24 protein-coding genes are annotated in these 24036 nt (G+C 68.7%); 9 read left to right on the top strand and 15 right to left on the bottom strand.

Translation table 11 applies throughout. The annotated features are described in order from the left end of the window. Nucleotides 1-19 precede the first annotated feature (19 nt). From J7U46_RS05385 to J7U46_RS05355, 7 genes are all read right to left on the bottom strand, one after another. Nucleotides 20-676, bottom strand: a complete 657-nt coding sequence (locus J7U46_RS05385; RefSeq protein WP_282824986.1) for an energy transducer TonB — start codon at nucleotides 674-676, stop codon at nucleotides 20-22. Next, on the bottom strand, nucleotides 676-1473 hold the full coding sequence (locus J7U46_RS05380; protein ID WP_282823792.1) for an ATP-binding cassette domain-containing protein: 798 nt from the start codon (nucleotides 1471-1473) through the stop codon (nucleotides 676-678). Before J7U46_RS05380 ends, J7U46_RS05385 begins: the two co-directional genes overlap by 1 nt. Next, a complete protein-coding gene (locus tag J7U46_RS05375; protein WP_282823791.1) occupies nucleotides 1473-2546 on the bottom strand; it encodes an iron ABC transporter permease in 1074 nt (357 codons plus the stop codon). The genes J7U46_RS05380 and J7U46_RS05375 overlap by 1 nt, the downstream gene beginning before the upstream one ends. 8 nt (nucleotides 2547-2554) lie before the next feature. Continuing rightward, nucleotides 2555-3409 (bottom strand): ABC transporter substrate-binding protein, encoded by an 855-nt coding sequence (locus tag J7U46_RS05370; protein WP_282823790.1) that lies wholly within the window; start codon nucleotides 3407-3409, stop codon nucleotides 2555-2557. Beyond that, a complete protein-coding gene (locus tag J7U46_RS05365) occupies nucleotides 3403-4503 on the bottom strand; it encodes a ChuX/HutX family heme-like substrate-binding protein (RefSeq protein ID WP_282823789.1) in 1101 nt (366 codons plus the stop codon). Before J7U46_RS05365 ends, J7U46_RS05370 begins: the two co-directional genes overlap by 7 nt. 20 nt (nucleotides 4504-4523) lie before the next feature. Then, nucleotides 4524-6725 carry a TonB-dependent hemoglobin/transferrin/lactoferrin family receptor gene (locus J7U46_RS05360; RefSeq protein ID WP_282823788.1) on the bottom strand — a complete coding sequence of 734 codons (2202 nt, stop codon included), beginning with the start codon at nucleotides 6723-6725 and terminating at the stop codon, nucleotides 4524-4526. 76 nt (nucleotides 6726-6801) lie between these two features. Next, nucleotides 6802-6939 carry a hemin uptake protein HemP gene (locus J7U46_RS05355; protein WP_282823787.1) on the bottom strand — a complete coding sequence of 46 codons (138 nt, stop codon included), beginning with the start codon at nucleotides 6937-6939 and terminating at the stop codon, nucleotides 6802-6804. Nucleotides 6940-6988: 49 nt separating this feature from the next. Between J7U46_RS05355 and J7U46_RS05350 the strand changes: the two genes are divergently transcribed. The 3 genes from J7U46_RS05350 (at nucleotide 6989) to J7U46_RS05340 (ending at nucleotide 7965) form a co-directional block, all read left to right on the top strand. Next, nucleotides 6989-7138: a hypothetical protein gene (locus J7U46_RS05350; protein WP_282823786.1), complete on the top strand. Its 150-nt coding sequence runs from the start codon at nucleotides 6989-6991 to the stop codon at nucleotides 7136-7138. Between the two features lie 18 nt (nucleotides 7139-7156). After that, nucleotides 7157-7633 (top strand): bacterioferritin, encoded by a 477-nt coding sequence (bfr, locus tag J7U46_RS05345; protein WP_282823785.1) that lies wholly within the window; start codon nucleotides 7157-7159, stop codon nucleotides 7631-7633. A 95-nt stretch (nucleotides 7634-7728) separates the two neighbouring features. Then, the gene (locus J7U46_RS05340; protein WP_282823784.1) at nucleotides 7729-7965 is read left to right on the top strand and encodes a (2Fe-2S)-binding protein; all 237 of its coding nucleotides are present in this window, start codon (nucleotides 7729-7731) and stop codon (nucleotides 7963-7965) included. 22 nt (nucleotides 7966-7987) lie between these two features. On the opposite strand, the gene ureG is transcribed toward J7U46_RS05340, so the two are convergent. Beyond that, nucleotides 7988-8641 carry an urease accessory protein UreG gene (gene ureG / locus J7U46_RS05335; RefSeq protein ID WP_282823783.1) on the bottom strand — a complete coding sequence of 218 codons (654 nt, stop codon included), beginning with the start codon at nucleotides 8639-8641 and terminating at the stop codon, nucleotides 7988-7990. 109 nt (nucleotides 8642-8750) lie between these two features. Between ureG and J7U46_RS05330 the strand changes: the two genes are divergently transcribed. Further along, the gene (locus J7U46_RS05330) at nucleotides 8751-9140 is read left to right on the top strand and encodes a VOC family protein (protein ID WP_282823782.1); all 390 of its coding nucleotides are present in this window, start codon (nucleotides 8751-8753) and stop codon (nucleotides 9138-9140) included. Nucleotides 9141-9142: 2 nt separating this feature from the next. On the opposite strand, the gene J7U46_RS05325 is transcribed toward J7U46_RS05330, so the two are convergent. The 6 genes from J7U46_RS05325 to J7U46_RS05300 form a co-directional block, all read right to left on the bottom strand. Beyond that, a complete protein-coding gene (locus J7U46_RS05325; RefSeq protein ID WP_282823781.1) occupies nucleotides 9143-10360 on the bottom strand; it encodes a hypothetical protein in 1218 nt (405 codons plus the stop codon). Then, nucleotides 10357-11076, bottom strand: coding sequence for an outer membrane lipoprotein-sorting protein (locus J7U46_RS05320; RefSeq protein ID WP_282823780.1), 720 nt, complete (start codon nucleotides 11074-11076; stop codon nucleotides 10357-10359). The genes J7U46_RS05325 and J7U46_RS05320 overlap by 4 nt, the downstream gene beginning before the upstream one ends. Nucleotides 11077-11086: 10 nt before the next feature. Continuing rightward, nucleotides 11087-12319, bottom strand: coding sequence for an FtsX-like permease family protein (locus J7U46_RS05315; protein ID WP_282823779.1), 1233 nt, complete (start codon nucleotides 12317-12319; stop codon nucleotides 11087-11089). After that, nucleotides 12316-12999, bottom strand: a complete 684-nt coding sequence (locus tag J7U46_RS05310; protein WP_282823778.1) for an ABC transporter ATP-binding protein — start codon at nucleotides 12997-12999, stop codon at nucleotides 12316-12318. The genes J7U46_RS05315 and J7U46_RS05310 overlap by 4 nt, the downstream gene beginning before the upstream one ends. Further along, nucleotides 12999-13535: a hypothetical protein gene (locus J7U46_RS05305; protein WP_282823777.1), complete on the bottom strand. Its 537-nt coding sequence runs from the start codon at nucleotides 13533-13535 to the stop codon at nucleotides 12999-13001. The genes J7U46_RS05310 and J7U46_RS05305 overlap by 1 nt, the downstream gene beginning before the upstream one ends. Before the next feature lie 257 nt (nucleotides 13536-13792). Continuing rightward, a complete protein-coding gene (locus J7U46_RS05300; protein WP_282823776.1) occupies nucleotides 13793-14269 on the bottom strand; it encodes a hypothetical protein in 477 nt (158 codons plus the stop codon). A 157-nt stretch (nucleotides 14270-14426) separates the two neighbouring features. On the opposite strand from J7U46_RS05300, the gene J7U46_RS05295 reads away from it, so the two are divergent. The 4 genes from J7U46_RS05295 to J7U46_RS05280 all read left to right on the top strand — a co-directional run bounded on the left by J7U46_RS05295 (nucleotide 14427) and on the right by J7U46_RS05280 (nucleotide 19133). Continuing rightward, nucleotides 14427-16061: a gamma-glutamyltransferase family protein gene (locus tag J7U46_RS05295; RefSeq protein WP_282823775.1), complete on the top strand. Its 1635-nt coding sequence runs from the start codon at nucleotides 14427-14429 to the stop codon at nucleotides 16059-16061. A 2-nt stretch (nucleotides 16062-16063) separates the two neighbouring features. Beyond that, on the top strand, nucleotides 16064-16924 hold the full coding sequence (locus J7U46_RS05290) for a GNAT family N-acetyltransferase (protein ID WP_282823774.1): 861 nt from the start codon (nucleotides 16064-16066) through the stop codon (nucleotides 16922-16924). A gap of 305 nt (nucleotides 16925-17229) precedes the next feature. Further along, the gene (locus J7U46_RS05285) at nucleotides 17230-18552 is read left to right on the top strand and encodes an MFS transporter (RefSeq protein ID WP_282823773.1); all 1323 of its coding nucleotides are present in this window, start codon (nucleotides 17230-17232) and stop codon (nucleotides 18550-18552) included. A 2-nt stretch (nucleotides 18553-18554) separates the two neighbouring features. Further along, a complete protein-coding gene (locus J7U46_RS05280; protein ID WP_282823772.1) occupies nucleotides 18555-19133 on the top strand; it encodes a GNAT family N-acetyltransferase in 579 nt (192 codons plus the stop codon). Here J7U46_RS05280 and ugpQ read toward each other — a convergent pair. After that, nucleotides 19120-19854, bottom strand: a complete 735-nt coding sequence (ugpQ, locus tag J7U46_RS05275; RefSeq protein ID WP_282823771.1) for a glycerophosphodiester phosphodiesterase — start codon at nucleotides 19852-19854, stop codon at nucleotides 19120-19122. The genes J7U46_RS05280 and ugpQ overlap by 14 nt on opposite strands. A 254-nt stretch (nucleotides 19855-20108) precedes the next feature. Between ugpQ and J7U46_RS05270 the strand changes: the two genes are divergently transcribed. Then, entirely contained in the window at nucleotides 20109-24026 is a 3918-nt protein-coding gene (locus J7U46_RS05270) for an FAD/FMN-binding oxidoreductase (RefSeq protein WP_282823770.1), read from the top strand. Nucleotides 24027-24036 lie beyond the last annotated feature (10 nt).

Below are 24036 nucleotides of genomic sequence, written 5' to 3'. Positions count from 1 at the left end.
CTCCTCTGGAATCAATCGCTCAATGCAGGGCGAAGCGGATCGGGTACTCGACCCAGGCCGCCAGCCGCTGCTCGCCGCGCCGGGCCGGCAGGTAGGGGCAGGCCAGTGCGATCTGGCGAGCCGCTTCATCGAGCAAGCGCCAGCCGCTGCCGCCCTGGACCAGCACCTCGGCCGCGCGGCCCTGCTCGTTGACCTGCACCCGCAGCAAGACCTGACCCTGCACACCGCGCTCCCGCAGCAGGGCCGGGTAGTGGCGCTCGACGCCCCGGGCGCTGCAGCTGCCGTGCTCGGGCGGCAGCGAGGCGGGCTGGTAGCGGCTTGAGGGCGGTGCTGGCTCGGCGTTGGCGGGGGTGGCGGCGGGCGCCGTCGTCACTGCCACTGCCACTGACATGGCCGCGAGGGCAACAGCGGGCGGCGCCACCTGCAAACCTGCGGGCTCGGCGCTGGCGCTGATCTGGAACTCGGGCGCCGGCAGTGGCGCAGGCAGGGCCGGCATTGGCAAGCCCGGCTCCAACTGCGTTGGCATGAGCGTCGGTGCAGGTGTGGCGGGCGCAGGAATCAGGCGCGTGGTCAGCACGGCGGCCTCGGCCTTGGATGGCCGGTGCTGGCCCGACAGGGCGAGCAGCAGCACCAGGCCATGCACGGCCAAGGTCACAGCCAGGCCGGCCTTGTTCATCACGCGGCCCGCGCCATCGAGGGGCCTGGGCTGGCCAGCACGGCCATGCCTTCGGCATCGCGCAGCAGGCGCAGGCGCACGCCGTAGAGCTGCTCCAACAAAGGCAGGCAGGCGGGCACGGCATCGCAGTCCGCGAGGATGCGGCCCTTGCGCAGCAGCCACAGGCGCTCGAAGTGGTTGAGCGCGATGTTCAGGTCGTGCAGCACGGCCACCAGCGCGTGGCCGCGTTCGGCGGCGAACTGCTGCATGGCCTGCATCAGCTCCAGCGTGAGGCCGGGGTCCAGCGCGGCCAGCGGCTCGTCGAACAGCAGCAGGCCGGCGCGCTGGTCCCAGGCCTGGGCGAACACGCGGGCCAGTTGCACGCGCGCCTGCTCGCCGCCGGAGAGGCTGTCGAAGCGCCGCCCCGTCAGATGCGCGGCCTGAGCCTGCAAGAGCGCGAGCTCCACGATGCGCGCTTGCTGCGTCTGCCGTGCCTCACCGCCGAGCGTCACGCGGCCCAGGGCCACGACCAGCTCCACCGGCAGGCCGAAGGCCACCGCATGCGATTGAGGCAGCACGGCGCGCCGGCGCGCCAGGGCCGCGACCGACCATTCGCTCAAGGGGCGGCCCTCGAAGACCAGCTCGCCGCTGGCCGGCGCCAGCTCGCGCGCCAGCAGCTTCAGCAGCGTGGACTTGCCCGCGCCGCTGGGCCCCAGGATGGCCACGCGCTCGCCCGCTTGCAGCGTCAGCCGGAAGGGCCCGAAGCGCTGCTGGCCGAGCAAGAGCGTTGCGTCGTTCAGGTTCATCAGCGCGCTCATCAGGCACTCCCCGTCCGGCGCATCGCGCCGCGCAGCAAGCCGAGGAACCAGGGCGCACCGATCAGCGCGCTGAAGACGCCCACCGGCACCTCGGCCGGGCTGGCCACGGTGCGCCCGAGGGTGTCGGCAATCAAGAGCAGCAGGGCACCGCTGAGCATGGCCACCGGGATCACGCGGCGCAGGTCGGCGCCTACGAGCTGGCGTGCCAGGTGGGGCGCCATCAGGCCGATGAAACCTATGCTGCCGCACCAGGCCACAGCCAGGGCGCTGAGCAAGGCCAGCAGGGCGATGGCACGCACGCGCAGGCCCTGCACCTCGATGCCCACATGGGCGGCCGCGGCCTCGCCCAGGGCCAGGGCATTGAGCTGCTGCGCCAGGCGCAGCGCGGCCCAGCCGCCGCCGGCCAGGGCCAGGACCATCACGCCAGCCATGGCCCAGTTGGCGCCGGCCAGCGAGCCCAGCGTCCAGAAATTGATCGCCCGCAACTGCTCGTCGTTCGCCAGGTTGCTGCACAGGCCGATCAGCGCAAAGCACAGGGCCTGCAAGGCCAGGCCGGTGAGCAGGAGCCCAGCGATCGAGCCCGGTGCCAGCCAGCGAGCCATGCGTTCCAGGGCGAAGCAGACCGTCAGTGCGCCGACGAAGCCGACCGCCGGCAGCAGCCACATCCGCAAGGCCGGCGGCAGCGCGAACTGCAGGCTGGCGAACACCGTCAGCGACAAGGCCACGGCGGCGCCGGCACCGCTGCTCACGCCCAGCAAGCCGGGGTCGGCCATCGGGTTGCGGAATAGCGCCTGCGCCAGCGACCCCGCCAGGGCCAGCGCGGCGCCCACCGCCATGGCGAGCACCAGGCGAGGCAGGCGCAGCTGCCACAGCACATGGGCGCTGCCGCTGAAGCCGTCGCTCTCGACCCAGGGCGGCAGCAGCCAGTCGCCGAGCGGAATCGGCAGCGCGCCCAGCTGCGCGCAGGCCACGGCGGCCAGCAGCGTCAGCAGACCCAGCGCAAGGACCGGCGAAGGGCGGGGCCAGCGCCTAGCTGGCGCGGCCATGCCGCCAAGGGTCAGGTCTTGCTTCATGCCCGGGTTCATGCCTGGTGCAGCGACTCGGCCAGCTTGGGCAGCAACTGCGGCAGGCGCGGGCCGAAGCCCAGCAGGGCCAGCGCGTCGAAGGCGACGACGCGGCGTGCGCGGCCGGCCGGCGTCATGGCGAGGCCCGGAGCCTGCAGGAGCGGCGCGATGCCGCCGGCGGCTTGCAGGCCTTCGCTCGTGGTGAGGATCACGTCCGGCGCCGCAGCAATCGCAGCCTCGGGTGTCAGCTGCTTGTAGCCGCTCACGCCCGACAGCGCATTGCGCACGCCGGCGTAGCCAAGCATGGCGTCTGCTGCCGTGCCTTCGCCCGCGATGCGCAATTGCGCCAAGCTGTGCGCCAGCACGAAGAGCACGCGCGGCGGCTTGCTGGCTTGGCTGAGCTGCTGCACGCGCTGCTGGCTGCTCGCCCATTCGGCGCACAGGCGTTCAACAAGAGCGCGGGCCTGCGTCGTGCGGCCGAGCAGCTCGCCGACACGATCGATGCGGGCCAGCAGGCCTTCGAATCGGTGCTCCGAGCGCAGGATGTGCAGCGGCACCTTGGCCAGCTCCAGCTGGCGCAGCACAGCGGGCGGGCCGGCATCTTCGGTGGCGAGTATCAAGGTGGGAGCGAGGGCCAGCAGGCCCTCGGTCGACAGCGTGCGCATGTAGCCGACATCAGGCAGCGAGCGCGCGATGGCGGGGTAGACCGAGGTGCTGTCCACGCCGACCAGCGAGGCCTCGGCGCCCAGTGCGTAGACCACTTCGGTCAGCGAACCGCCGACACTGACCACGCGCTGGGCCGGCGCGGCCACAGACGGTCGCAAGGCAAGCGCTGCCGGCGCCAGCGCCAGCAGCGCGCGGCGGGTCAGCATGCCGCCTCCAGCGGCGTCGTGTCGCAGAGGCTTTCCAGCAGCTCGCGCCAGTCGCAGCGCTCGGCCTGGCCGGGCTTGCGCTCGCCGAAGAACTGGGCGATCAGCTGCTGCTTCGCGTCGAACAGTTCCAGCGAGCAGACCAGGCCGTCGCTGGTGGGCTTGCGCACCAGCCAGGCGCTGGCGATGTGGTCCTCGCGCAGGTGCAGGTTGAAGCCAGGGTCCAGCACATTGAGCCAGGGGCCCATCACGGCCACGCGCTTCACCGGGCCGCTGTGGATCTGGATCATGCCGGGGTTGCCGACGAAGCACATGAGGGGCACGGCCTCCTGCGCCGCGCGGGTCAGCAGCTCCTGGGCGCTGGCGGCTGCGAGCGGCTGGACGAACCTGGCATCGGCGAGCCGCAGAGCCTGGGTGCGCGAGACACCGAAGCGCTTGAGCAGGCCGAAGAACTCGTGCGTGTCGCGCAGCGAGGCCCAGGCCTGGCGGAAGGCCGCGACATCGATCTCCGCATCGGGCTTCTCGGCCGCATCCGACCAGGCGGTGCCCAGCGCCATGCCGGGCTGCTGGTCTTCGGCCAGGAAGAGCTCGACCAGGGACTCGAAGGCCGCGACCTCGGTGCCCGGCCGCAGGAAGATCTTGTGCACCGCCTGGCCGGCGGGATCGAAGAACTGCAGGCTGCGCCGGATCGCGCCGTCGGCGAGGCGCTCGGTGACCGCAAAGCCATGGGCCCATTGGGCATAGAACACGCGCAGGTCGATGGCGCCGCCCAGCACGAGGCCCACGCCATGCTGCGTGCTCGCATGGGCGTAGACGCCGACCTTCTCGTGCACGCAGGATTCGTTGCGCGTCAGCGCCATCAGCTCGCCCAGCGGCTCCAGCGATTCGATCAAGAGGCTCCATTCCTCGCGCAGGCGGCGGGCCTGCAGCGGCGACTGGCTGGATGCGAACTCGCCGCAATGGGCAGCGATCAGCTCGCCTTCGGAGATGTCCAGCCGCGCGGCGATGTCGCGATGGCGAGCGGGTCTGGCGGCGTCCTGGGCTTGCTGGCGGGCATTGGCAAAAGCTTGGCGGAGGGGGGCAAAGCTGGCTTGCATGGTCTGGTTCCTTTTCTCGATCAGAAATCGGCGCGCAGCGAGAGCTGCAGCTGGCGGCCGGGGGCGGTGTAGCCGTCGAGCACGGTGCTGGTGGCGGCGATGCCGCGCACGTCGGACCAGCGCCAGTACTTCTTGTCGGTGAGGTTGGTGACGAAGGCCGCGAGGCGCAGCGTCGGGCTGATGCGGTAGCTGGCGCCCAGGTCGATCACGTCGTAGCTCGGCGGCAGGAAGTTGGTCGCCGTGCTGCTGCGCGAGGCGGGTTTGGCGGCGCTGTGCAGCCAGGCGGCCTGCAGATCCCAGTCGCCGATTTCCCAGCGGGCGGCGAGGTTGGCGCGCGTCGGCTGCACGGTGTCCAGCTGCGTCTGCACGCCGGCGCGCTCGCTGTGGCCCCGCGTCTGCGAGATTGCGCCGCTGAGGCTGAGACCGGCCAGCGGCTGCCACATCAGGCGCGCCTCGGCGCCGCGGATGCGGGCGGTGGCGAGGTTGACGTACTGGAACACCAGCGGATTGCTGGTCGTGCCTGCGCCGCTGATCACCTCCTGGCTGATGAAGTCGCGGTAGTGGTTGTCGTAGGCGCTCAGCTGCCAGCGCAGCGTCTCGGCCAGCTTGCCGCGCAGGCCCACTTCCAGGCTGTTGGCGTGCTCGGGTTTCAGGTCCGGGTTGCCTATGCTGCGGTAGCCCTGGGTGGGGTTGGCGAAGCCGTTGTTGACCTGGTCCGGCGTCGGTGCGCGGAAGCCCAGGGACCACTGCGCGTAGGGCTGCAAGCCGGGCGAGGCACGCCAGATCAGGCCGAGGCGCGGCGTCACCGCCTGGTCGGACAGGGCCACCACGGCACCACCGGTGTAGCCCTCGGCCTTGGGCTTGAGCGAGTAGTGTTCGAAGCGCAGGGCCGGGATCAGGCTGAAGTCGCCGGCCTCGATCTCGTCCTGCACAAAGGCGCCGGCCAAGGTGTAGTCGGTGTCGGGGAAGGGCTTGTTCGGGAAGCTCTCGCCGGCCGGCGGCACCGTGCCATCGCGCAGGCCGGAGATGCGGTTGCGGCTGAGGTCCAGGCCGTAGCTGAGGCGCTGGCCGCTGAGCTGCGTCTGGCCGACGCTGGAGAGACCGATCAGCTTCTCCTGGTAGTGGCCGTCGCGCGTGCGGTCGGCGGAGATGTAGCGGTCTTCGTAGGCGTACTGCCGCGTCTTGCTGTCTTGCGCATAGACCGTGGTCTTCAGCGACTGCAGCCACTCGGCGTTCAGGTCTTCGTAGCGGTGCTCCAGCGAGAAGCGCTGGCGGTCGAGCTGGTCGTTCGCCTGCAGCGAGACCACGGCGGTGGGCGTGGCGGTGCTGAAGCTGGCGGCGCGGGCGCTGATCACGTCGGTGTCGGTCTTGCGGCGGCGCGCTTCCAGCGTGGCCATCAGCCGCTGTTTTGCGTCGATCTTCAGGCCCAGCTTGCCCATCACCGTGTCGGTGTTGATGTCGGACGGGTTCGGTGCGGTGCGGCTGCTGTTGAGGGCATGGTTGTCGCCCTGGTTCTCGGTCTCATGGCCGCTCCGGACCGTGGCCATCACGAGGCCTTCCCAAGCGCCTGCCGAGGCGGCGAAGGCGCCGGTGAGCTTCTTCGAGTGATCGGTGCTCAAGGCGCCTGCCGTGAGGAAGCCGGCCTGCGTCTTGCCATTCACCAGCAGGTCGGACGGCGACAGCGTGCGCAGGCTCAGCGCGCCGGCCAGGCCGTCGCTGCCGAACTGGGCCGAGGCCGGGCCGCGCAGCACTTCCGCGCCGGCCAGCATGTCGACATCCACGTAGTCGGCGCGGCCGCTGGCGAAGGCACCGAAGCTGAAGCTCTGCGGCATGCGGATGCCGTCGATCATCATCAGCACCTGGTTGCCTTCGAGGCCGCGGATATTGATGCCCTCGTTGCCACCCCGGCCGGTCGAGGCGCCGGCGGCAGTGAAGCGCGGTGCGACGGCGCGTACGGCGATGTCGACCTCGTTTTCCAGCAGGTCCTTGAGGTCGCGGGCCTCGCGTTGCTGCAGGCGTTTCTTGTCGTAGACCGTCACCGTGCTTGGCACGGCATCGGTGCTGCGTTCGGTGCGGGTGGCGCTGACCGTCAGCTCGCCGAGGCGGGTGGGTTCAGCAGCGGGCGCGGCGGGGACGGTGGCGGGAAAGGGGGCGGTCTGGCTCTGTGCAGAACCGAAGAGGGCGGCGAGCGCCAGCGCGACCGGAGTCTTGCGCGACAGCATGGGCGAGTCCTTGTGAGGTGACTGGCACGGGCTGGCGCAGGCTGGCTGGTGCGGTGATGACAGGTGAACGTAAGGGCTACTTGGTCAGGATCAGCTTGCCCAGGGTGGTCAGGCGCAGGCGGTAGACCTGGCCGGCATGCTCGATCTCGACCTCGCGGCGGCCCTGCAGCAGGGCCTGGCTGCTCAGGCGCGGCGCCGTTGCAGGAGGCGCCATGGGCCGAGGGCTGGGGGCGGGGATTGAAGTGGACATGCAGGCACTATAAATGAGAATGATTCGCAAGTGCAACAAAACAAATGGCGATGTCCAGATCGGCGTCGATGCCGATGCGATTGCGAAGGCGTCGCAGTTCGGCTGCGGCGGTGGGGACATGTGGTCGGCGGACCAGCGACCGACGCACAATCGCGCGGTTTGATTCCTCGTGGAGAACAAGATGCAAGGCGACGCCAAGGTGCTGGAGTTTCTGAACGCCCAGCTGAAGAACGAGCTGACCGCCATCAACCAGTATTTCCTGCATGCCCGCATGCTGAAGAACTGGGGCCTGATGCGGCTGGCCAAGCATGAGTACGAAGAGTCGATCGAGGAGATGAAGCACGCCGACAAGCTGATCGAGCGCATCCTGCAGATCGACGGCCTGCCCAATCTGCAGGACCTGGGCAAGCTCTACATCGGCGAGTCCGCCGTCGAGACGCTGGATTGCGACCTGCGCATCGAGACCGGCTCGCTCGCCGAGCTGAAGGACGGCATCGCCCATTGCGAGGCGGTGCGCGACTATGTCTCCCGCGAGATCCTCGAAGACATCCTCAAGGACACCGAGGAGCACATCGACCACCTGGAAACCCAGATCGGCCTCGTGGCCCAGCTCGGCGAGCAGAACTGGTTGCAAAGCCAGGTCGGCGAGGGCAGCTGAAGCCCTCCATCCGGCGGGGTGTTGCGAACGTGATTGAGAAGGGTTCGCATTTGCGATAGACTGCGGGCATCCCCTCTGGATTGCCTCGCAGCCCCATGATCGTTTGCCTCTGCCACCGCGTTTCCGATCGCGACATCCGCCATGCCGTGGCCTCGGGCGTGCGCAACTTCGAGCTGCTGCAGGATGAAACCGCCGTGGGCTCGGCCTGCGGCAGCTGCCTGGATTGCGCCCGCGAGGAATTCGATGCGGCGGTCAGCCGCTGCCACGGCGCCGCGCACTGCGGTGGCGAAGCGGCCACCCCGCGCCGCGTCATCGCGCTGCAGCCGGCCTGATCAAGCCCGGCCCACCGCCGGCTCAGGCCTTCAAGAGGCCCTTGGTCTCGATGAAGGCTATCACCTGATCCAGCCCTGCACCGGTCTTCAGGTTGCTCATCACGAAGGGTCGCGTCGGCCGCATGCGCCGGGTGTCGGCCTCCATCACTTCCAGATTGGCACCCACATAGGGCGCCAGATCGGTCTTGTTGATCACGAACAGGTCGCTCTTGGTGATGCCGGGCCCGCCCTTGCGCGGAATCTTCTCGCCGGCAGCCACGTCGATCACGTAGATCGTCAGGTCCGACAGCTCGGGGCTGAAGGTGGCGGCCAGGTTGTCGCCGCCGCTCTCGATGAAAACGATGTCGGCATTGGGGAACAGGCCCAGCATGCGGTCCACCGCCTCCAGGTTGATCGAAGCGTCCTCCCGGATCGCGGTGTGCGGGCAGCCGCCGGTTTCCACGCCCATGATGCGCTCCGGCTCCAGTGCGCCGGCCACGGTCAGCAGGCGCTGGTCTTCCTTGGTGTAGATGTCGTTGGTGACCACCACCAGCTCGTAGCGCTCGCGCAGCGCCTTGCACAGCACCTCGACGAGCGTCGTCTTGCCCGAGCCGACCGGCCCGCCTACGCCCACGCGCAGGGGTGGCAGCTTGCGGGTGCGGCCGGGAATCTGGTGCAGGGGGGAAGAGGTGCTCATGGTCGTCTCGCAAAGGCTGAATGGCAGATCGCCAGACTTCAGCAAGTATGGTGCCAGCCCCATGTTTTCCCGCTGCCTGGGCGGGCCTCACCAGGTGCAGCATCGGGGCATGAGCACCGCCATCCACAGCCCCGCCCTGGGCGACATCGGGCAGATCGCCATCACCGTCAGCGACGTGGAGCAGGCCCTGGCCTTCTACCGCGATGCGCTGGGCCTGCGCTTCCTCTTCAGCGCCGGGCCGCAGCTGGCCTTTGTGCAGGCCGGCAGCGTGCGGCTGATGCTCAGCACGCCGCAAGGTGCTGGCGCGGTGGGCGCGAATTCCACGCTCTACTTCAATACGCAGGACCTCGAGGCGAGCTATGCCGCCGTGGGCGCGCGCGGCGCGCGTGCGGAGTCGGCGCCGCACCTGATCGCCAAGATGCCGGACCACGAGCTGTGGATGGCCTTTGTGCGCGATCCCGACGGCAACCTCGTCGGCCTGATGGAAGAGCGGCGCTAGGCTCAGAACGAGCCGGTGGCTGCCAGGTAAGCCAGGCGCCGCGTCGGCAACTGCGCGATCACGCTGCCGGGGCTGCCGCCGTAGTGGCGCAGGCCGGCATCGAGGTGCCAGCGGTCGCCGTTCCAACCCAGTGCGGCGCTGGTGATGCGGCCGCCATCGCCGGGCGTCCACAGCACATCGACCGAGGGTTGCCAGGCCTCGTGCGTCCACGCGAGGCGGGCGAAGGCGTTGCGCCGCCTGAGGCTGGCGTTGCCAAAGCCCGAGGCCTGCCAGGCCAGGTTGCCGGCCACCGCAGCCGCTGGCGCTCGGCCCGCCAGCGAGAGCAGCGCGGCATTGCGAGCCTGCCAGTCGTTCCATTGCGCGCTGCTCGGCGCACGGCCGTCCCACCAGGCTTCCAGCATCAGGCTCAGCTTGTTCTCGCCAGTCCAGCTGCCGCCGATCAGGGCCTGGGTGGCCGCCCCATCGCGCTGCAACTGCCAGGGGCTGCTCGTGGCGAGCAGGCCGGTGATGGGCCGCATGCGCCACACATCGCTGTGCTGTAGCGCCCGCAGCGAGCCGTGCAGCTCGGTGCTGTCGCCGAACACCGACGACACCGCCATCCCGACGCTGGCGCCGGTGCGCTCGCCCAGCCGCGCGAACCCGTGCAGATCGACCGCTCCCTGGCGCTGGTAGACACGCAAGGCCAAGGCCTGCTCATCGCCCGAGCGAGCCTCGCGCCCGGCCTGGGGGTTGACCCAGACCAGGCTCCAGGCTGTTTCTGCCGTGAAGTACTCGGCCTGCACCAGCGGCCGGCCCCGGTTCATCGGCGAGAGCAAGGTGTGGCGTTCTTCCTGGGCCACCACGTCGTTGGGGCGAAAGGCAAAGCCCACGTCCCAGGCCACCAGCTTGCGGCCGGCGCTGAACTGCCAGCCCGCCCATTCGCCGGAGGCGTAGAGCTCCTGCACGCTGGCCCGGCTGCTGGCGGGGCCGCCTTTGGGCCGGTTGTGCTGCAGATAGAGCGCGCCGGTCAGCGGCCCTTGCTGAGCCCGCAACTCGGCCTCGATGACGGCGGCAGATCGCGGCGGCGGCGCGATGCCGGGGAGCAGGGCCTGAGCCGCCGCCAGCAGGCCGCCGCTGTTCGCATCGCGCTGCTGCCATTGCGGTCGCAACTGGCCTGAAACGTCGGCCTGCGCTGCAGCAGCACTCAGCGAGAGGGCAAGGAGTGCGACGTATCGCCTCATTCGAGCACCGGGCTGCGCGCCAGGAACATCGGGTTGAACCAGCCCTCCGGTACCTGGCGGTCCTTGCGCGCCAGGTAATGCAAACGGGTCAGCTTGCGGCTGCCGAGCGAGTCCTGCAGCACCATCTCGGTGACCTGGTTGCGCTCCAGCACGAAGCGCGCAGTCTTGGCGAGCTTCTCGGACTGCACATAGAGCTCGGCCGTCAGTGGCTCGTGCCGGGTCTTGCCCAGCCACAGCTCGATGCGCTGGTAGCTGACGCCACGCCGCTTGGCCTTGAGCCGCAGGTGCCAGCAGGCCGCGGCCTCGCAGCGCTCCTCGCCGACCAGCTCGCCTTCGTAGTCGTCGCTCCAGGACTGCGTGGCCACGTCGCCGGTCGAGGCGTCACCCAGCAGCTTTTGCGTCGGCGTGATGCGCATGGGCCGCTGGCTGCCGGGCATCACGAGCCAGAAGTCGTCCCCCAGCATCAGCACCTTCTGGCCCTTCTCGGCCGGGCTTTGCATGAGGACGAGGGAGCGGCGCTCGGGCCCGGTGATCACGGTGTAGCGGCGTTCCTTGTCCAGGCTGCCATCGGGCTTGCTGACCTCGACCCGGGTGTCGATCTGCTGCTGGCCGCCGCCCCGGAAGGCATCGGCGTTCTTCAGCATCGTGGCCACGTCGGGCGTGGCAGCCTGGGCCAGTGGCGCGATCAAGGCGAGGGCCATCAGAAGTGTTTTCATGGGGAAGTCCTCAGGTATGGGCCAGGGCCGTGACGATGGGCAGGCGCACCGTCTTGCGTGCGACCCAGGCCGAGGCCAGCAGGGCCAGCAGCAACATGGCGCCGAGCGTGATCGCATAGAGCGGGCCATCGATGGCGATGTTCAGCGGGTAGCCTTTGGAATAGCCGGGCGGCGGCGGCATGTTCACCGGCATCACCATCAGCAGCAGGCTGAGACCCAGCGACAGCGCCGCCCCCAGCAGGGCGCCACCGCCGCCGAGCAACATGCCCTCCAGCGCCAGCGTGCGCTGCAGCTGGCCTGGTAGCGTGCCCAGCGCGCGCAAGGTGCCGATCTCGCGGGTGCGTTCGATGATGGCCATGGCCATCGCGTTGCCGACCACGAAGATCACGATCACCGCGATGATCAGGCCCAGCGCGCCAAAGATGCGGTCGTAGAGCTGCTTGACACTGTGGTAGAACATCGCCTGATCGAGCCAGGTACGCACCGTCAACGTGGGCGCCAGCGTGCGGATGCGTGCCTGGGCGCCATCGGTCGCCTCCATGTCCTTCAGGAACACACCCAGCGACGAGACCCGCGTGGTGTCCAGCAAGGCCTGGGCGCTCTTCACGTCGATGTAGAGCGAGCGCTTGTCCATCTCGGCAATGCCCGTCGAGAACACGCCCTGCACCTGCACGTCGATGGCGTTCATCGCGCCAGCCGTGGTGCTGGCCAGCAGGGTCAGGCTGTCGCCTGGTTTGGCCTTGAGGCTCTTGGCCAAGCCCTCGCCCAGCATCACGGCCATGCGCTGGTCGCCGCTCAGCACGGCGCCTTGCTTGATCGAGAGGAAAGGCCCCTTGATCGCGAACTCCGCATCGGGGTCGATGCCGGCCGCCATCATCACGGTGGACTTGTCGCCATTCGATATCAGGCCGGTGAACTCGACGCGCGGCAAGACCTGGCGCACGTCGGCATCCAGCCGCAGGCGCTGGCGCAGATCCTCCCAGGCTTCCAGGCCATGCTGCAGCGGCTGGTCCTCATCCTTCGTGAACTGCTCGGCGGTGGCGATGACCAGGTGCCCGGTCGAGCGGGCCGAAGACTGTGCGAGGCTCTGGTAGGTGAAGATCGCAAAGCCCCCGGCCAGCAGCAGCGCGGCGGTGCCGAGTGCGGCGATGGCCAGCGTCACGGCCGAACGGCGGCCATTGCGGCGCGTGTTGAGCCAGGCGAAGTGCAGCCATTTCGTTGCAGCCTTGATCGCAGCCTTCATTGCAGCTTCTCCTCGATACGGCCGTCGTGCAGGGCCACGATGCGGTCGCAGCGGCGAGTCAGGCGTTCGTCGTGCGTGGCGATCAGGAAGGCCGCACCCTGGCTGCGGCTCAGGTCGCGCATCAGCGCCAGCACCTGCTCGGCGGTTTCGGAGTCGAGGCTGGCCGTGGGTTCGTCGGCAATCACCAGGCGCGGCCGCTTGACGAGGGCGCGGGCAATCGCCACCCGCTGCCGTTGGCCGCCGGACAGTGCATCGGGCTTGTGCTGCGCATGTTCGCTGAGCCCCACCGATTCGAGTGCCGTCGCCACGCGGGCTTTGCGCTCCTTGGCGTCCAAGCCAGCCAGGAACAGCGGGTAGTCGACGTTCTCGGCCGCTGTCATCACCGGCACCAGGTTGAAGCCCTGGAACACGAAGCCGATGGCATCACGCCGCAGCAGCGTGGCCTCGCGGTCCCTGCGCAGGTTGACCGGGTCGCCGCCGAGCAAGACCTGACCCTCATCCGGCCCGTCGATCAGGCCGCAGAGATTCAGGATGGTGCTCTTGCCGCTCCCCGAGGGGCCGGTCAGCGCAAGCAATTCACCGCCTTGCACACTCAGGTCCACGCCGCGCAGCGCCGGCACGCGATGAATACCCAGGCGGTAGGTCTTGCGCACCTGGCGCAATTCGATCACCGGGTTCATCACTGGCCGTCCTTGGCCTGCTTGGCGGCGCGTGCGCGCACCGCCTCCTTGAAACCGGCCGGCGATTGCGCGAACAGCGGGCTGGCCTGGATCTCGGCCAGCAGCTTGGTGCCGCGTGGGCTGCGGTTGAACATCGGGGGCAGGGCCAGGAAGGTGTTGGCCGCGACAAAGCGGGTCTCCAGCGACAGCGGCGTGCCGCGATGCAGGGCCTGGTCATGCGAGGGCTGCAACAACTGCAGTGCCTTGTCGATCTGGGCCAGGCCGTCCTCGGCATGGCTCATCTTTTTCCAGGGCAGCAGGGCGGCGCGGGCGCGCAGCGCCGTGGCCGCGCCGGTGTAGGCCATCAAGAGCGGGTTGCCCGGCTCGGCAGCCAGCAGCTTGCTGAACTGCTCTACCGCAGCCTCGACGCCGGCATCGTCGCGCTGGGCGATCTGAAACTGCTGGAAGGCTGCATTGATTTGAGCGTCGGTGGCGGCTGCTGCGCTGCCCAGCAGGAAGCTGAGAGAGAGCAGCAGGACGGGGAGGCGAGCTTGCACGTTGGATCTCCGAGGTGGTTGTCGATGCAGCCAGTCTCGGGATCGCGTCGCAGGGCCGCCACGCGCTTGCGACGGATGAGGGCGGCGCAGCGCCAAGCGTTGCCGGCGCGGCGCGAGATGCAGCCGCTCCGCACCCCAAAAAGAGAAGCTCCGCGAGCCTTGCGGCATCGCGGAGTTGTCCTAGATTCTGGATTCCTGAGGGGCGGCTGACGCTGGACCGTTACGCCCGCCGCCCCAGGGAAATCAAGAAAGCTTGCTTACTTGGTCTGCGGGGCTGCAGCCGTGGTCATGGCCGGCTTGGTGTCGGCCGGGGCTTTGGCGGCGGGCTTGGCTTCGGCCTTCACCTCGGCTTTCACGTCGGCCTTCGTCTCAGACTTCACCTCGGCTTTCACTTCAGTCTTGGCCTCGGTCTTCGCCGCGTGCTTGTGGGCCTTGGCGTGCTTGGCCGCCGGTTCGGCCGTGGCTGCCGGTGTGGCGGGCGTGGCCGGCGCGGCAGCCGTGGTCACGGCAGGCGTGGCAGCGGGCGTGGCCTTGACAGCCGGGGTGGCGGCCGGAGTGACTGCCGGCGTAGTAGCCGTCGTTGCGGCGGGGGCGATGGTGCTCGGGGTTGCGGCGGTTGTTGCAGGCTTTGCCGCCGGGGTGCTCGCAGTTGCGGGGTTAGCCGTTTGTGCCAGCGCCAGGTGACCGGTGAAAGCCAGCAGGGCGGGGATCAGTGCGGTCTTGAGAGCATTCATCAGGATTTCTCCGTCGGTTGTGAAAAGGTACGTGCACAACGAGGCCTCTGGGGCAGGAGTTGACCCCATGCGGTCGGCGTTGCAATGCGTTACACCGCCTGCTGAAGCGGGCGCAGAATCGCGGCCACATGAATAGAGCCAACAGGAGCAGCAGGTGATGACGCAGCAGGGCAAGCGGATCGGAGACTTCGACTGGTCGGCCGGCTATGCCAGCCAGCGCGCGCCGCTGTTCGCTCGCAATGTGGTCTCGACCTCGCACCCGCTCGCGGCCCAGGCCGGCCTGCGCATGCTGGCGCGCGGCGGCAATGCCGTTGATGCGGCCGTGGCTGCTGCCGCTTGCATGACGGTGCTGGAGCCTTGCAGCAATGGCCTCGGTTCCGATGCCTTCGCCATCGTGTGGGACGGCGAACGCCTGCAAGGCCTCGATGCTGCTGGCGCTGCGCCGGCCGCCTGGTCGTGCGAGTTCTTCAAGGATGCAGCCGGTGCGCCGCCCAAGCGCGGCTGGGGCAGTGTCACGGTGCCGGGCGCCGTGGGCGGCTGGGTGGCCTTGAGCGAGCGTTACGGCAAGCTGTCCTTCGCCGATCTGCTGGAGCCAGCCATCGACATCGCCGAACGCGGCTACGCCGTGCCCGTGGTCGTGCAACGCAAATGGGCGCTGGCGGCGCAGATCAGGGATCTCGCAGGCCAGCCCGGTTTTGCCGAAGCCTTCTTGCCGCGCGGCCGGGCGCCGCAGGTCGGCGAGCTGTTTGCGCTGCCCGGTGCGGCGCGCACGCTGCGCCTGATCGCGCAGAGCCGTGGCGAGGCTTTCTATCGAGGCGAGGTGGCGGCGGCTGTCGAGACCTTCGCCCGACAGACCGGCGGTGCGATCACGGCCGCCGATTTCGCGGCCTATGCGCCGCAATGGGTGGAGACCATTTCCCAGCGCCATGCCGGTTGCGAGCTGCACGAGCTGCCGCCCAGTGGCCAGGGCATCGCCGCGCTGATCGCGCTGGGCCTTTTGCAGCACCACGAGCTGCGCGCCCATGCGGTCGACAGCGTGGCGGCCCAGCACCTGCAGATCGAGGCGATGAAGCTGGCGTTTGCCGACACCTACCGCTTCGTGGCCGACCCGCGCGCGATGGCGCTGACGGCGGCCGACTTGCTGAATCCTGACTACCTGGCCGAGCGGGCGCGCCTGATAGCTCCGGACCGCGCCCAGGATTTTGGCCACGGCAACCCGGTGCGTGGCGGCACCATCTACCTGAGCGCTGCCGACGAGAGCGGCATGATGGTCAGCTTCATCCAGAGCAACTACATGGGCTTCGGCTCGGGGCTCGTGGTGCCGGGCTATGGCCTGTCCTTGCAGAACCGGGGCCATGGCTTCTCGCTGGAGCGCGAGCACCCGAACTGCGTGGCACCGGGCAAGAAGCCTTTCCACACCATCATCCCGGCGATGCTGATGCAGGAGGGTCGGGCGCGCATGAGCTTCGGCGTGATGGGCGGCCACATGCAGCCGCAGGGTCATCTGCAGACCTTGGTCCGCATGCTGGACTACAGCCAGCATCCGCAAGCCGCCTGCGATGCGCCGCGCTGGCGCTTCAACCAGGGCCTGTCCATCGACGTGGAGCCGCAGATGCCTGCCAGCACCGTGGAAGGCCTGCGTGCGCTCGGCCACCAAATCGGCAACAGCCACGATCCCGCGCTGGACCTGGGCGCGGGCCAGTTCATCTGGCGGCTGGGTGAGGACCCGGCGGTCGATGGCTACGTCGCGGCCAGCGATCCGCGCCGCGATGGTGCGGCGGTGGGGTTCTGAGCATGGGCTTGCTGGAACGACTGTCCCTCGGCTGGCGCACCGACCTGATCTTTGCGCGCTTCGAAGGCGTGATCGAGGAGCGCGGCGATTGCATCGTCGTGCGCACGCCGGCCAATCCGCTGTACTACTGGGGCAACTTCCTGCTGCTGCCGGTGCCGCCGCGCGACGACGGGCTCGCGCACTGGCTGCAGCGCTTCGACGAAGAGGTGGGCTGCCACACGCGCGAGTCGGGCCACGTGGCCCTTGGCTTCGACGCGAGCCGGCCTCATGAGCCGCTGATCAGCTGGCAGCGCGCCGGTTTCGAGATCTTCGAGAGCGTGGCCTTGAAGCTGGAGCCGGGGCAACTGCGGCCGGGCGCGCGCGACTTGCCCATGGGTTTTCATTTCGCGCCGCTGGACCTGCAGGACCCGGCTCAGCTCGAGGCAGCGCTGAACCTGCAATGCACGGCCAACGAGGCCGATGCCATGGGCTATGAGCGCATGGGCTACCGCGAGCACCGCTTCCGCCAGCTGCAGCGCTATGCGGCCATGGAGGCCGCCGGCCTCGGCCATTGGCTGGGCGTGTGGCGAGGCCATGAGTTGGTGGCGGACTGTGGCCTGTTCCGCGATGGCCGCGACGGCCAGCTCGGCCGCTTCCAGCATGTGACCACGCATCCGGCCTGGCGCCGCCGCGGCCTGTGCACGGCCATGGTCGAGGCGGCCTGCCGCTTTGGCTTCGAGCAACAGGGATTGCAGATGCTGGTGATGTGTGCCGACCCGGCCGAGGTGGCGATCAGCATCTATGAGTCGCTGGGCTTTGTGCGCGAGTGCCGTTACTTCGGCATGCAGCGTCGGCCCTCGCGGGATGCGCTGCCCGTCACCTGACACCTGAAACTTGATCGAATGTCTTTCGTCATGCCGGCGCTGTCGCTGCTAGCATCGCCAGGCTTCTCGCACCTCAAGACCATGACCAAGCTGCTCGACCGCAACCGATGCCCGGCACCCGCTGCCGCCGGCCTGCGCTCGTCCGGGCCTTGCATCACGCCTCATGGTCGGCCGTCCGCGCCGCATTGAGCCGGCGTCCACGGTCTTTTCGCTTCCCCCGCTTCTTTCCTGTTACTGTTTTCGGCTGCGGCCCTGTGTGCGACCTCATGAGGGTCGGTGCCGGCCGTATCCTGGAGTGAATCATCATGCTGAGCTGGCTTCTGCCCTGGTATGCGCGTTTGAAACGGGCGCTGACCCTGCCGCCCACCGATCTGCTGCGCGACCGCGTCTACCGCCGCCTGTGGAGTTCCATCCTGATCAGCTCGCTGGGCGGGCAGATCACCATGCTCGCGCTGCCGCTGACGGCGGCCGTGCTGCTGGAGGCCTCACCCACGCAGATGGGCCTTTTGACCTCGATGGAGATCGTGCCCTTCGTGCTGTTCTCTCTGCCTGGCGGCGTGTGGCTGGACCGCGTGCGCAAGCTGCCGGTCTATGTGGCCGGCGAGACCCTGCTGGCCGTGACTGTTGCCACCGTGCCGCTGGCCGCCTGGATGGGCTGGTTGAGCATGGGCTGGCTGTACGCGGTCGGCTTCGTGCTGGGCTGCGTCTACACGGTGGCCGGCAGTGCCGCGCAGATCGTGCTGACCCAGGTCGTGCCGCGAGAACGCCTGGTGGAGGCCCACGCGAAGAATGCGCTGGCTTCCTCGGGCGCCGAGGTGGCGGGGCCAGGTGTGGCCGGTCTCTTGATCCGCTTGCTGGGCGCTCCCATGGCCCTGGCCGTCGATGCCATCCTGGTGCTTGTCTCGGCCCTGATACTGCGCGGCATCAAGGTCGAGGAGCATGTCGCGGCCAAGGGCAGCGGCGCCGACTTTTGGCGTGACCTGAAGGCGGGCGTGAGCTTCGTGCGCCGCCAGCGCCTGCTGGTCAGCCTGGCCTGCGCGGTGGGCGGCTGGCAGATGTTCCACAACGGCGCCCAGGTGGTGCAGATCCTCTTCGCCACCCGCGTGCTCGGGTTGACGGCGCAGCAGGTCGGCCTGTCCTACGTGGGCTTGGGTGCCGGCACGGTGCTGGCCAGCGTGTTCGGCCACCGGCTCTCGCACCGCATCGGCCCGGGGCCCAGCCTGGTGCTGGGCTTCGCGGTCTGCGGCGTCGGCTGGCTGGCTCTGGCTCTGGCGCCGGTCAATGCACTGGGCGTGGCGGTCTTTGCCTTCATGCTGTTCGCCTTCGGCATCGGCGCGGTGCTGATCTTCATCAACTTCCTGTCGCTGCGGCAGGCCGTCACGCCCGCGCCTTTGCTGGGGCGCATGACCAGCACCATGCGCTGGCTGATCCTCATCCCCGCCGGCCCCGGCGCCTTGATCGGCGGCTGGCTGGGCGAGCATGTGGACCTGCGCGCAGCCCTGCTGTTCTCGGGCCTCGGTGCCTTGCTGCTGGCCGTGCTGGCCTGGCGCAATGCCACCATCCGCGGCGTGCGCGAGTTGCCCAAGCTGGGCAGCGCGCAGGAGCCTGAACTGCAGCCGAGCAAATGACGATGACCGACCCTGTGCTGATCGAAGTGCCCGAGAAGATCGAGACCGAACGCCTTGTGCTGCTGGCGCCGCGCGCGGGCGTCGGGCCGGCCTTGAACGAGGCGGTCATCGAAACCCTGGATCAGCTCAGGCCCTGGATGCCGTGGGCGCAGCATGCGCCCTCGGTCGATGAGACCGAGGGCGTGGTGCGCCGCCAGTGGGCGGCTTTCATCCTGCGCGAGGACCTGCCCTTCCAGATCTATAGCCGCGAGCCCCAACGCCGGCGCTTGCTGGGAGCGACCGGGCTGCACCGCTTCGACTGGGCGGCTCGGCGCTTCGAGATCGGCTACTGGCTGCGCCGGAGCAGCGAGGGCCAGGGTCTGATGAGCGAGGCGGTGAACGGCCTGGTCGCCATGGCCTTCACGCAGCTGCGTGCCCGGCGGCTGGAGATCCGCTGTGACGAGCGCAATGCACGCAGCCGCGCCGTGGCCGAGCGCTGCGGTTTCCAGCTGGAATCGGTGATGCAGGATCAGGCGGTCGATGTGGCCGGCGAGCCGCGCAACACCTGCGTCTACGTCAAGCGGGCCCTCAAACCGGGCTGAAGCTGTCGACCCGGTCGGTGATGATGCCGTCCAGGCCATTGGCGATCAGCCATTGGGCGACCGACTCGTCATTGACCGTGTAGACCAGGGCCTTCATGCCGAGGGCGTGGATGGCCTGGACCATGGCGCGGTCCATCAGCGCGTAGTTGGTGATGACGGCGCTGCACTGCAGGGCCTTGGCTTCGTCGGCCCAGGTGGCGCGCATGGTGTCGAGCAGCAGGCCGCGTGGCAGTTCTGGCGCAGCCGCCTGGGCGGCGGCCACGGCGGCGGGCTTGAAGGAGCTGAGCAGCGGTTGCCGCGCATCGCCGGCCCAGAGCTCGCGCACGGCCAAGGCCACAACGCGGCCGGTCTCCTCGTCCTGGCCCGGGTTGGGCTTGAGCTCCAGGTTGAGGCCGTAGCCATTGCGGCGGCAGAAGGCCGCCACGGCTTGCAGGCTGGGGATGGGTTCACCGGCAAAGGCCCGGCTGTGCCAGCCGCCGGCATCGAGCCGGCTCAGTTCATGCCAGCTCAGGGCGCCGGCCGGGCCGCGGCCCGAGGTCGTGCGGTTGAGCCTGTCGTCGTGCAGCAGAAAAGGCTGGCCGTCGCTGCTCAGTTTCACGTCGCATTCGAAGGCGCGGTAGCCGTGCGCGGCGCCTATGCGGAAGGCGGCCAGCGTGTTCTCAGGGGCCAGCTTGCCGGCACCGCGATGGGCGATCCAGAAGGGAAGGGGCCAGGCTTGCATGGAAGGCTCTCGTGCGTGGATGCGCCACTCTATTGCATCAATGCCCCGCCCGGGCGCTGGCCATGCTGCACTGCGGTAGGATCACGGCCCGACGACCGCTGGGCTTCTTGCATCCCCGAGACGCCCGGCAGCGACCTGCAGCACCGGCGCATCGGACCGGCCAAGCGGGCGCTCTGCCGGCTCCACGAACCCTGGTGCCGGGCTTGCCAACAGTGCGAGGGTCGGCGACCTTTTGATGGAACGACCAGGCCGCCATGAACGCTCCGCATCCGCTGATGCCCTCCGAGATTGCCGCCGCTGCCAACGATGCAGCGCTGGATGCCGCACCGCCGCGGCTGCGCGAGATTCCCTACAACTACACGTCGTTCTCCGACCGCGAGATCGTCATCCGCCTGCTTGGGGAGCCCGCCTGGGGCACGCTGAATGAGCTGCGCGAGGAGCGCCGCACCGGCCGCTCGGCCCGCATGCTCTACGAGGTGCTGGGCGACATCTGGGTGGTGCAGCGCAACCCCTATCTGCAGGACGACCTGCTCGACAACCCCAAGCGCCGCCAGCTGCTGATCGAGGCGCTGGAGCACCGCCTGCACGAGGTGGAGAAGCGCCGCAACGCGAGCGACGCGAAGCGCGACGCCGCCGTGGGCGAGCTGCTGGCTGCCGCCCGCCAGGCCGTGGCCGAGTTTGCCGCGCTGTTCGAGCGCACGGCCGAGCTGCGCCGCCGCACGAACAAGCTGCTCGGCAAGCGCACGGCCAAGGACAACATCAAGTTCGACGGCCTGTCGCGCGTGGCCCATGTGACCGATGCGACCGACTGGCGCGTCGAGTACCCGTTCGTGGTGCTGACACCCGATTCCGAGGCCGAGATGGCGGGCCTGGTGGCCGGCTGCATCGAGCTCGGGCTGACCATCATTCCGCGCGGCGGCGGCACCGGCTATACCGGCGGTGCTGTGCCCCTGGTCTGGAACAGCGCGGTGATCAACACCGAGAAGCTCGAGGCCCTGCGTGGCGTCGAGATGCTGCAGCTGCCGGGCCTCGACAAGCCGGTGGCCACCATCTTCAGCGAGGCCGGCGTGGTCACGCAGCGCGTGTCCGATCTGGCCGAGCAGCATGGCTTCGTGTTCGCCGTCGACCCGACCTCGGCCGAGGCCTCCTGTGTGGGCGGCAATGTGGCGATGAACGCCGGCGGCAAGAAGGCCGTGCTGTGGGGCACGGCGCTGGACAACCTGGCCAGCTGGCGCATGGTGACGCCCGAGGCCAAGTGGCTGGAGGTGGTGCGCCTCAACCACAATCTCGGCAAGATCCATGACGTGGAGACGGCCAGCTTCGAGCTGCGCTACTACGACGCCTCGGGCAAGAAGCTCGAACGGACCGAGCGCCTCGACATTCCCGGCCGCACCTTCCGCAAGGAGGGCCTCGGCAAGGACGTGACCGACAAGTTCCTCGCCGGCCTGCCCGGCATCCAGAAGGAAGGCTGCGACGGCCTGATCACCAGCTGCCGCTGGATCGTGCACCGCATGCCCAAGCATGTGCGCACCGTCTGCCTGGAGTTCTTCGGCAACCCCAAGGACTGCGTGCCGTCCATCGTGGACATCAAGGACTTCATGTTCGCCGAGGCCAAGAAGGAGGGCGGCGCCATCCTCGCCGGCCTCGAACACCTCGATGACCGCTACCTGAAGGCCGTGGGCTACGCCACCAAGAGCAAGCGCGGCGGCCTGCCCAAGATGGTCTTGATCGGCGACATCGTCGGCGACGACGAAGACCAGGTCGCGCGCGCCACCTCCGAGGTCGTGCGCCTGGCCAATGGCCGCAGTGGCGAGGGCTTTGTGGCCGTCTCTGCCGATGCGCGCAAGAAGTTCTGGCTGGACCGCAAGCGCACGGCCGCCATCTCCAAGCACACGAACGCGTTCAAGGTGAACGAGGACGTGGTGATACCGCTGGAGCGCATGGGCGAGTACACGCTGGGCATCGAGCGCATCAACATCGAGCTCTCGCTGCGCAACAAGCTGGCCCTGGCCGATGCGCTGAAGGCCTTCTTCGCGCAGGGCCGCCTGCCGCTGGGCAAGACCGACGACGCGAGCGAGATCCCGAGTGCCGAGCTGCTGGAAGACCGCGTGCAGCAGGCGCTCGCGCTGCTGACCGAGGTCGGCGCGCTGTGGCAGCAGTGGAAGGACGGGCTCGACGCCGTGCCGACCGACGGCGGCCGCTCCTTCTTCGACCAGCTGCAGGACAAGAGCCTGCGCGCCTCCTGGCGCACGCAGATCCTCAAGCCGCTGCAGAGCATCTTTGCTGGCGGTGCCTTCGCGGCCATCGTCGAGGAGTGCAAGCGCATCCACAAGGAGGTGCTGCGCGGCCGGGTCTGGGTGGCCCTGCACATGCATGCCGGCGACGGCAATGTGCACACCAACATCCCGGTGAACTCCGACAACTACCAGATGCTGCAGACGGCCCATGAGGCCGTGGCCCGCATCATGACCCTGGCGCGCAGCCTCGATGGCGTGATCTCGGGCGAGCACGGCATCGGCATCACCAAGCTGGAGTTCCTGTCGGATGCGGAGCTGGCGCCCTTTGCGGGCTACAAGGCCAAGATCGACCCCGAAGGCCGCTTCAACAAGGGCAAGCTGCTGCGCCTCGGTGGCCCGGATTCGCTGACCACCTTTGCCGACCTGACCAATGCCTACACCCCGAGCTTCGGGCTGATGGGGCACGAGTCGCTGATCATGCAGCAGAGCGACATCGGCGCGATCAGCGATTCGGTCAAGGACTGCCTGCGCTGCGGCAAGTGCAAGCCGGTCTGCGCCACCCATGTGCCGCGCGCCAACCTGCTCTATTCGCCGCGTAACAAGATCCTCGCCACCTCGCTGCTGGTCGAGGCCTTTTTGTACGAGGAGCAGACGCGCCGAGGCGTCTCGATCAAGCATTGGGAAGAGTTCGAGGACGTGGCCGACCACTGCACGGTCTGCCACAAGTGCGCGAACCCCTGCCCGGTCAAGATCGACTTCGGCGACGTGACCATGAACATGCGCAACCTCTTGCGCAAGATGGGCCAGAAGAGCTGGCGCCCCGGCAATGCCGCCGCCATGTTCATGCTGAACGCCACCAACCCCGAGACCATCAAGCTGGCGCGCACGGCCATGGTGGGCGTGGGCTTCAAGGCCCAGCGCCTGGCGCATGACGTGCTGAAGACCTTCGCGAAGAAGCAGACGGCCGCGCCGCGCGCGACCCTGGGCCCGGCTCCCGTCAAGGAGCAGGTGATCCACTTCATCAACAAGAAGCTGCCGGGCGGCCTGCCGAAGAAGACGGCGCGCGCGCTCTTGGACATCGAGGACAAGGACTACGTGCCCATCATCCGCAACCCGGCCGCCACCACGGCCGAGACGGAGGCCGTGTTCTATTTCCCCGGCTGCGGCTCGGAGCGCTTGTTCTCGCAGGTGGGCCTGGCCACCCAGGCCATGCTCTGGCATGCAGGTGTGCAGACGGTCTTGCCGCCGGGCTATCTGTGCTGCGGCTATCCGCAGCGCGGCTCGGGCCAGTTCGACAAGGCCGAGAAGATGATCACCGACAACCGGGTGCTCTTCCACCGCGTGGCCAACACGCTCAACTACCTGGACATCAAGACCGTGGTGGTGAGCTGCGGCACCTGCTACGACCAGCTGCAGGGCTACAAGTTCGAGGACATCTTCCCGGGCTGCCGCATCATCGACATCCACGAGTACTTGCTGGAGAAGGGCATCACGCTCAACTCCAGCCAGGCCTACCTGTACCACGACCCCTGCCACAGCCCGATGAAGCTGCAGGAGCCGATGAAGACCGTGAAGGCCCTCGTGGGCCCCGAGGTGGTGAAGAACGAGCGCTGCTGCGGCGAGAGCGGCACGCTCGGCGTGACCCGGCCCGACATCTCGACGCAGATCCGCTTCCGCAAGGAAGAAGAGCTGCGCAAGATGGAGGCCGAGTTGCGCGACAGCGGCAAGGTGGCGGCGGCCGAGAACCTCAAGATCCTCACCAGCTGCCCCAGCTGCCTGCAAGGCCTCAGCCGCTACGGCAACGACCTGCAGAACGGCTTGCTCGAAGCGGACTACATCGTCGTGGAGATGGCCAACCAGATCCTTGGCAAGGACTGGATGCCGGACTACGTGGCCAAGGCCAACGCAGGCGGCATCGAGCGTGTGCTGGTTTGAGCCCTGCGGG

The organism is Pelomonas sp. V22 (assembly GCF_030014915.1).
Taxonomy (GTDB): Bacteria; Pseudomonadota; Gammaproteobacteria; order Burkholderiales; family Burkholderiaceae_C; genus JAUASW01.
The sequence above is the reverse complement of the archived record's forward strand: the minus strand, read 5'-3'. Positions and strand labels throughout refer to the sequence as shown.

Bases quoted from the DNA above. Each gene is read 5' to 3' on its own strand.
- J7U46_RS05360 (WP_282823788.1), bottom strand. From the start codon at position 6,725: ATGCTGTCGCGCAAGACTCCGGTCGCGCTGGCGCTCGCCGCCCTCTTC.
- J7U46_RS05300 (WP_282823776.1), bottom strand. From the start codon at position 14,269: ATGAATGCTCTCAAGACCGCACTGATCCCCGCCCTGCTGGCTTTCACC.
- J7U46_RS05380 (WP_282823792.1), bottom strand. From the start codon at position 1,473: ATGAGCGCGCTGATGAACCTGAACGACGCAACGCTCTTGCTCGGCCAG.
- ureG (WP_282823783.1), bottom strand. From the start codon at position 8,641: ATGAGCACCTCTTCCCCCCTGCACCAGATTCCCGGCCGCACCCGCAAG.
- J7U46_RS05320 (WP_282823780.1), bottom strand. From the start codon at position 11,076: ATGAAAACACTTCTGATGGCCCTCGCCTTGATCGCGCCACTGGCCCAG.
- J7U46_RS05295 (WP_282823775.1), top strand. From the start codon at position 14,427: ATGACGCAGCAGGGCAAGCGGATCGGAGACTTCGACTGGTCGGCCGGC.
- J7U46_RS05310 (WP_282823778.1), bottom strand. From the start codon at position 12,999: ATGAACCCGGTGATCGAATTGCGCCAGGTGCGCAAGACCTACCGCCTG.
- J7U46_RS05365 (WP_282823789.1), bottom strand. From the start codon at position 4,503: ATGCAAGCCAGCTTTGCCCCCCTCCGCCAAGCTTTTGCCAATGCCCGC.
- J7U46_RS05270 (WP_282823770.1), top strand. From the start codon at position 20,109: ATGAACGCTCCGCATCCGCTGATGCCCTCCGAGATTGCCGCCGCTGCC.
- J7U46_RS05330 (WP_282823782.1), top strand. From the start codon at position 8,751: ATGAGCACCGCCATCCACAGCCCCGCCCTGGGCGACATCGGGCAGATC.
- J7U46_RS05280 (WP_282823772.1), top strand. From the start codon at position 18,555: ATGACCGACCCTGTGCTGATCGAAGTGCCCGAGAAGATCGAGACCGAA.
- J7U46_RS05315 (WP_282823779.1), bottom strand. From the start codon at position 12,319: ATGAAGGCTGCGATCAAGGCTGCAACGAAATGGCTGCACTTCGCCTGG.
- J7U46_RS05355 (WP_282823787.1), bottom strand. From the start codon at position 6,939: ATGGCGCCTCCTGCAACGGCGCCGCGCCTGAGCAGCCAGGCCCTGCTG.
- J7U46_RS05385 (WP_282824986.1), bottom strand. From the start codon at position 676: ATGAACAAGGCCGGCCTGGCTGTGACCTTGGCCGTGCATGGCCTGGTG.
- J7U46_RS05340 (WP_282823784.1), top strand. From the start codon at position 7,729: ATGATCGTTTGCCTCTGCCACCGCGTTTCCGATCGCGACATCCGCCAT.
- J7U46_RS05325 (WP_282823781.1), bottom strand. From the start codon at position 10,360: ATGAGGCGATACGTCGCACTCCTTGCCCTCTCGCTGAGTGCTGCTGCA.
- J7U46_RS05375 (WP_282823791.1), bottom strand. From the start codon at position 2,546: ATGAAGCAAGACCTGACCCTTGGCGGCATGGCCGCGCCAGCTAGGCGC.
- ugpQ (WP_282823771.1), bottom strand. From the start codon at position 19,854: ATGCAAGCCTGGCCCCTTCCCTTCTGGATCGCCCATCGCGGTGCCGGC.
- J7U46_RS05290 (WP_282823774.1), top strand. From the start codon at position 16,064: ATGGGCTTGCTGGAACGACTGTCCCTCGGCTGGCGCACCGACCTGATC.
- J7U46_RS05370 (WP_282823790.1), bottom strand. From the start codon at position 3,409: ATGCTGACCCGCCGCGCGCTGCTGGCGCTGGCGCCGGCAGCGCTTGCC.
- bfr (WP_282823785.1), top strand. From the start codon at position 7,157: ATGCAAGGCGACGCCAAGGTGCTGGAGTTTCTGAACGCCCAGCTGAAG.
- J7U46_RS05285 (WP_282823773.1), top strand. From the start codon at position 17,230: ATGCTGAGCTGGCTTCTGCCCTGGTATGCGCGTTTGAAACGGGCGCTG.
- J7U46_RS05350 (WP_282823786.1), top strand. From the start codon at position 6,989: ATGAGAATGATTCGCAAGTGCAACAAAACAAATGGCGATGTCCAGATC.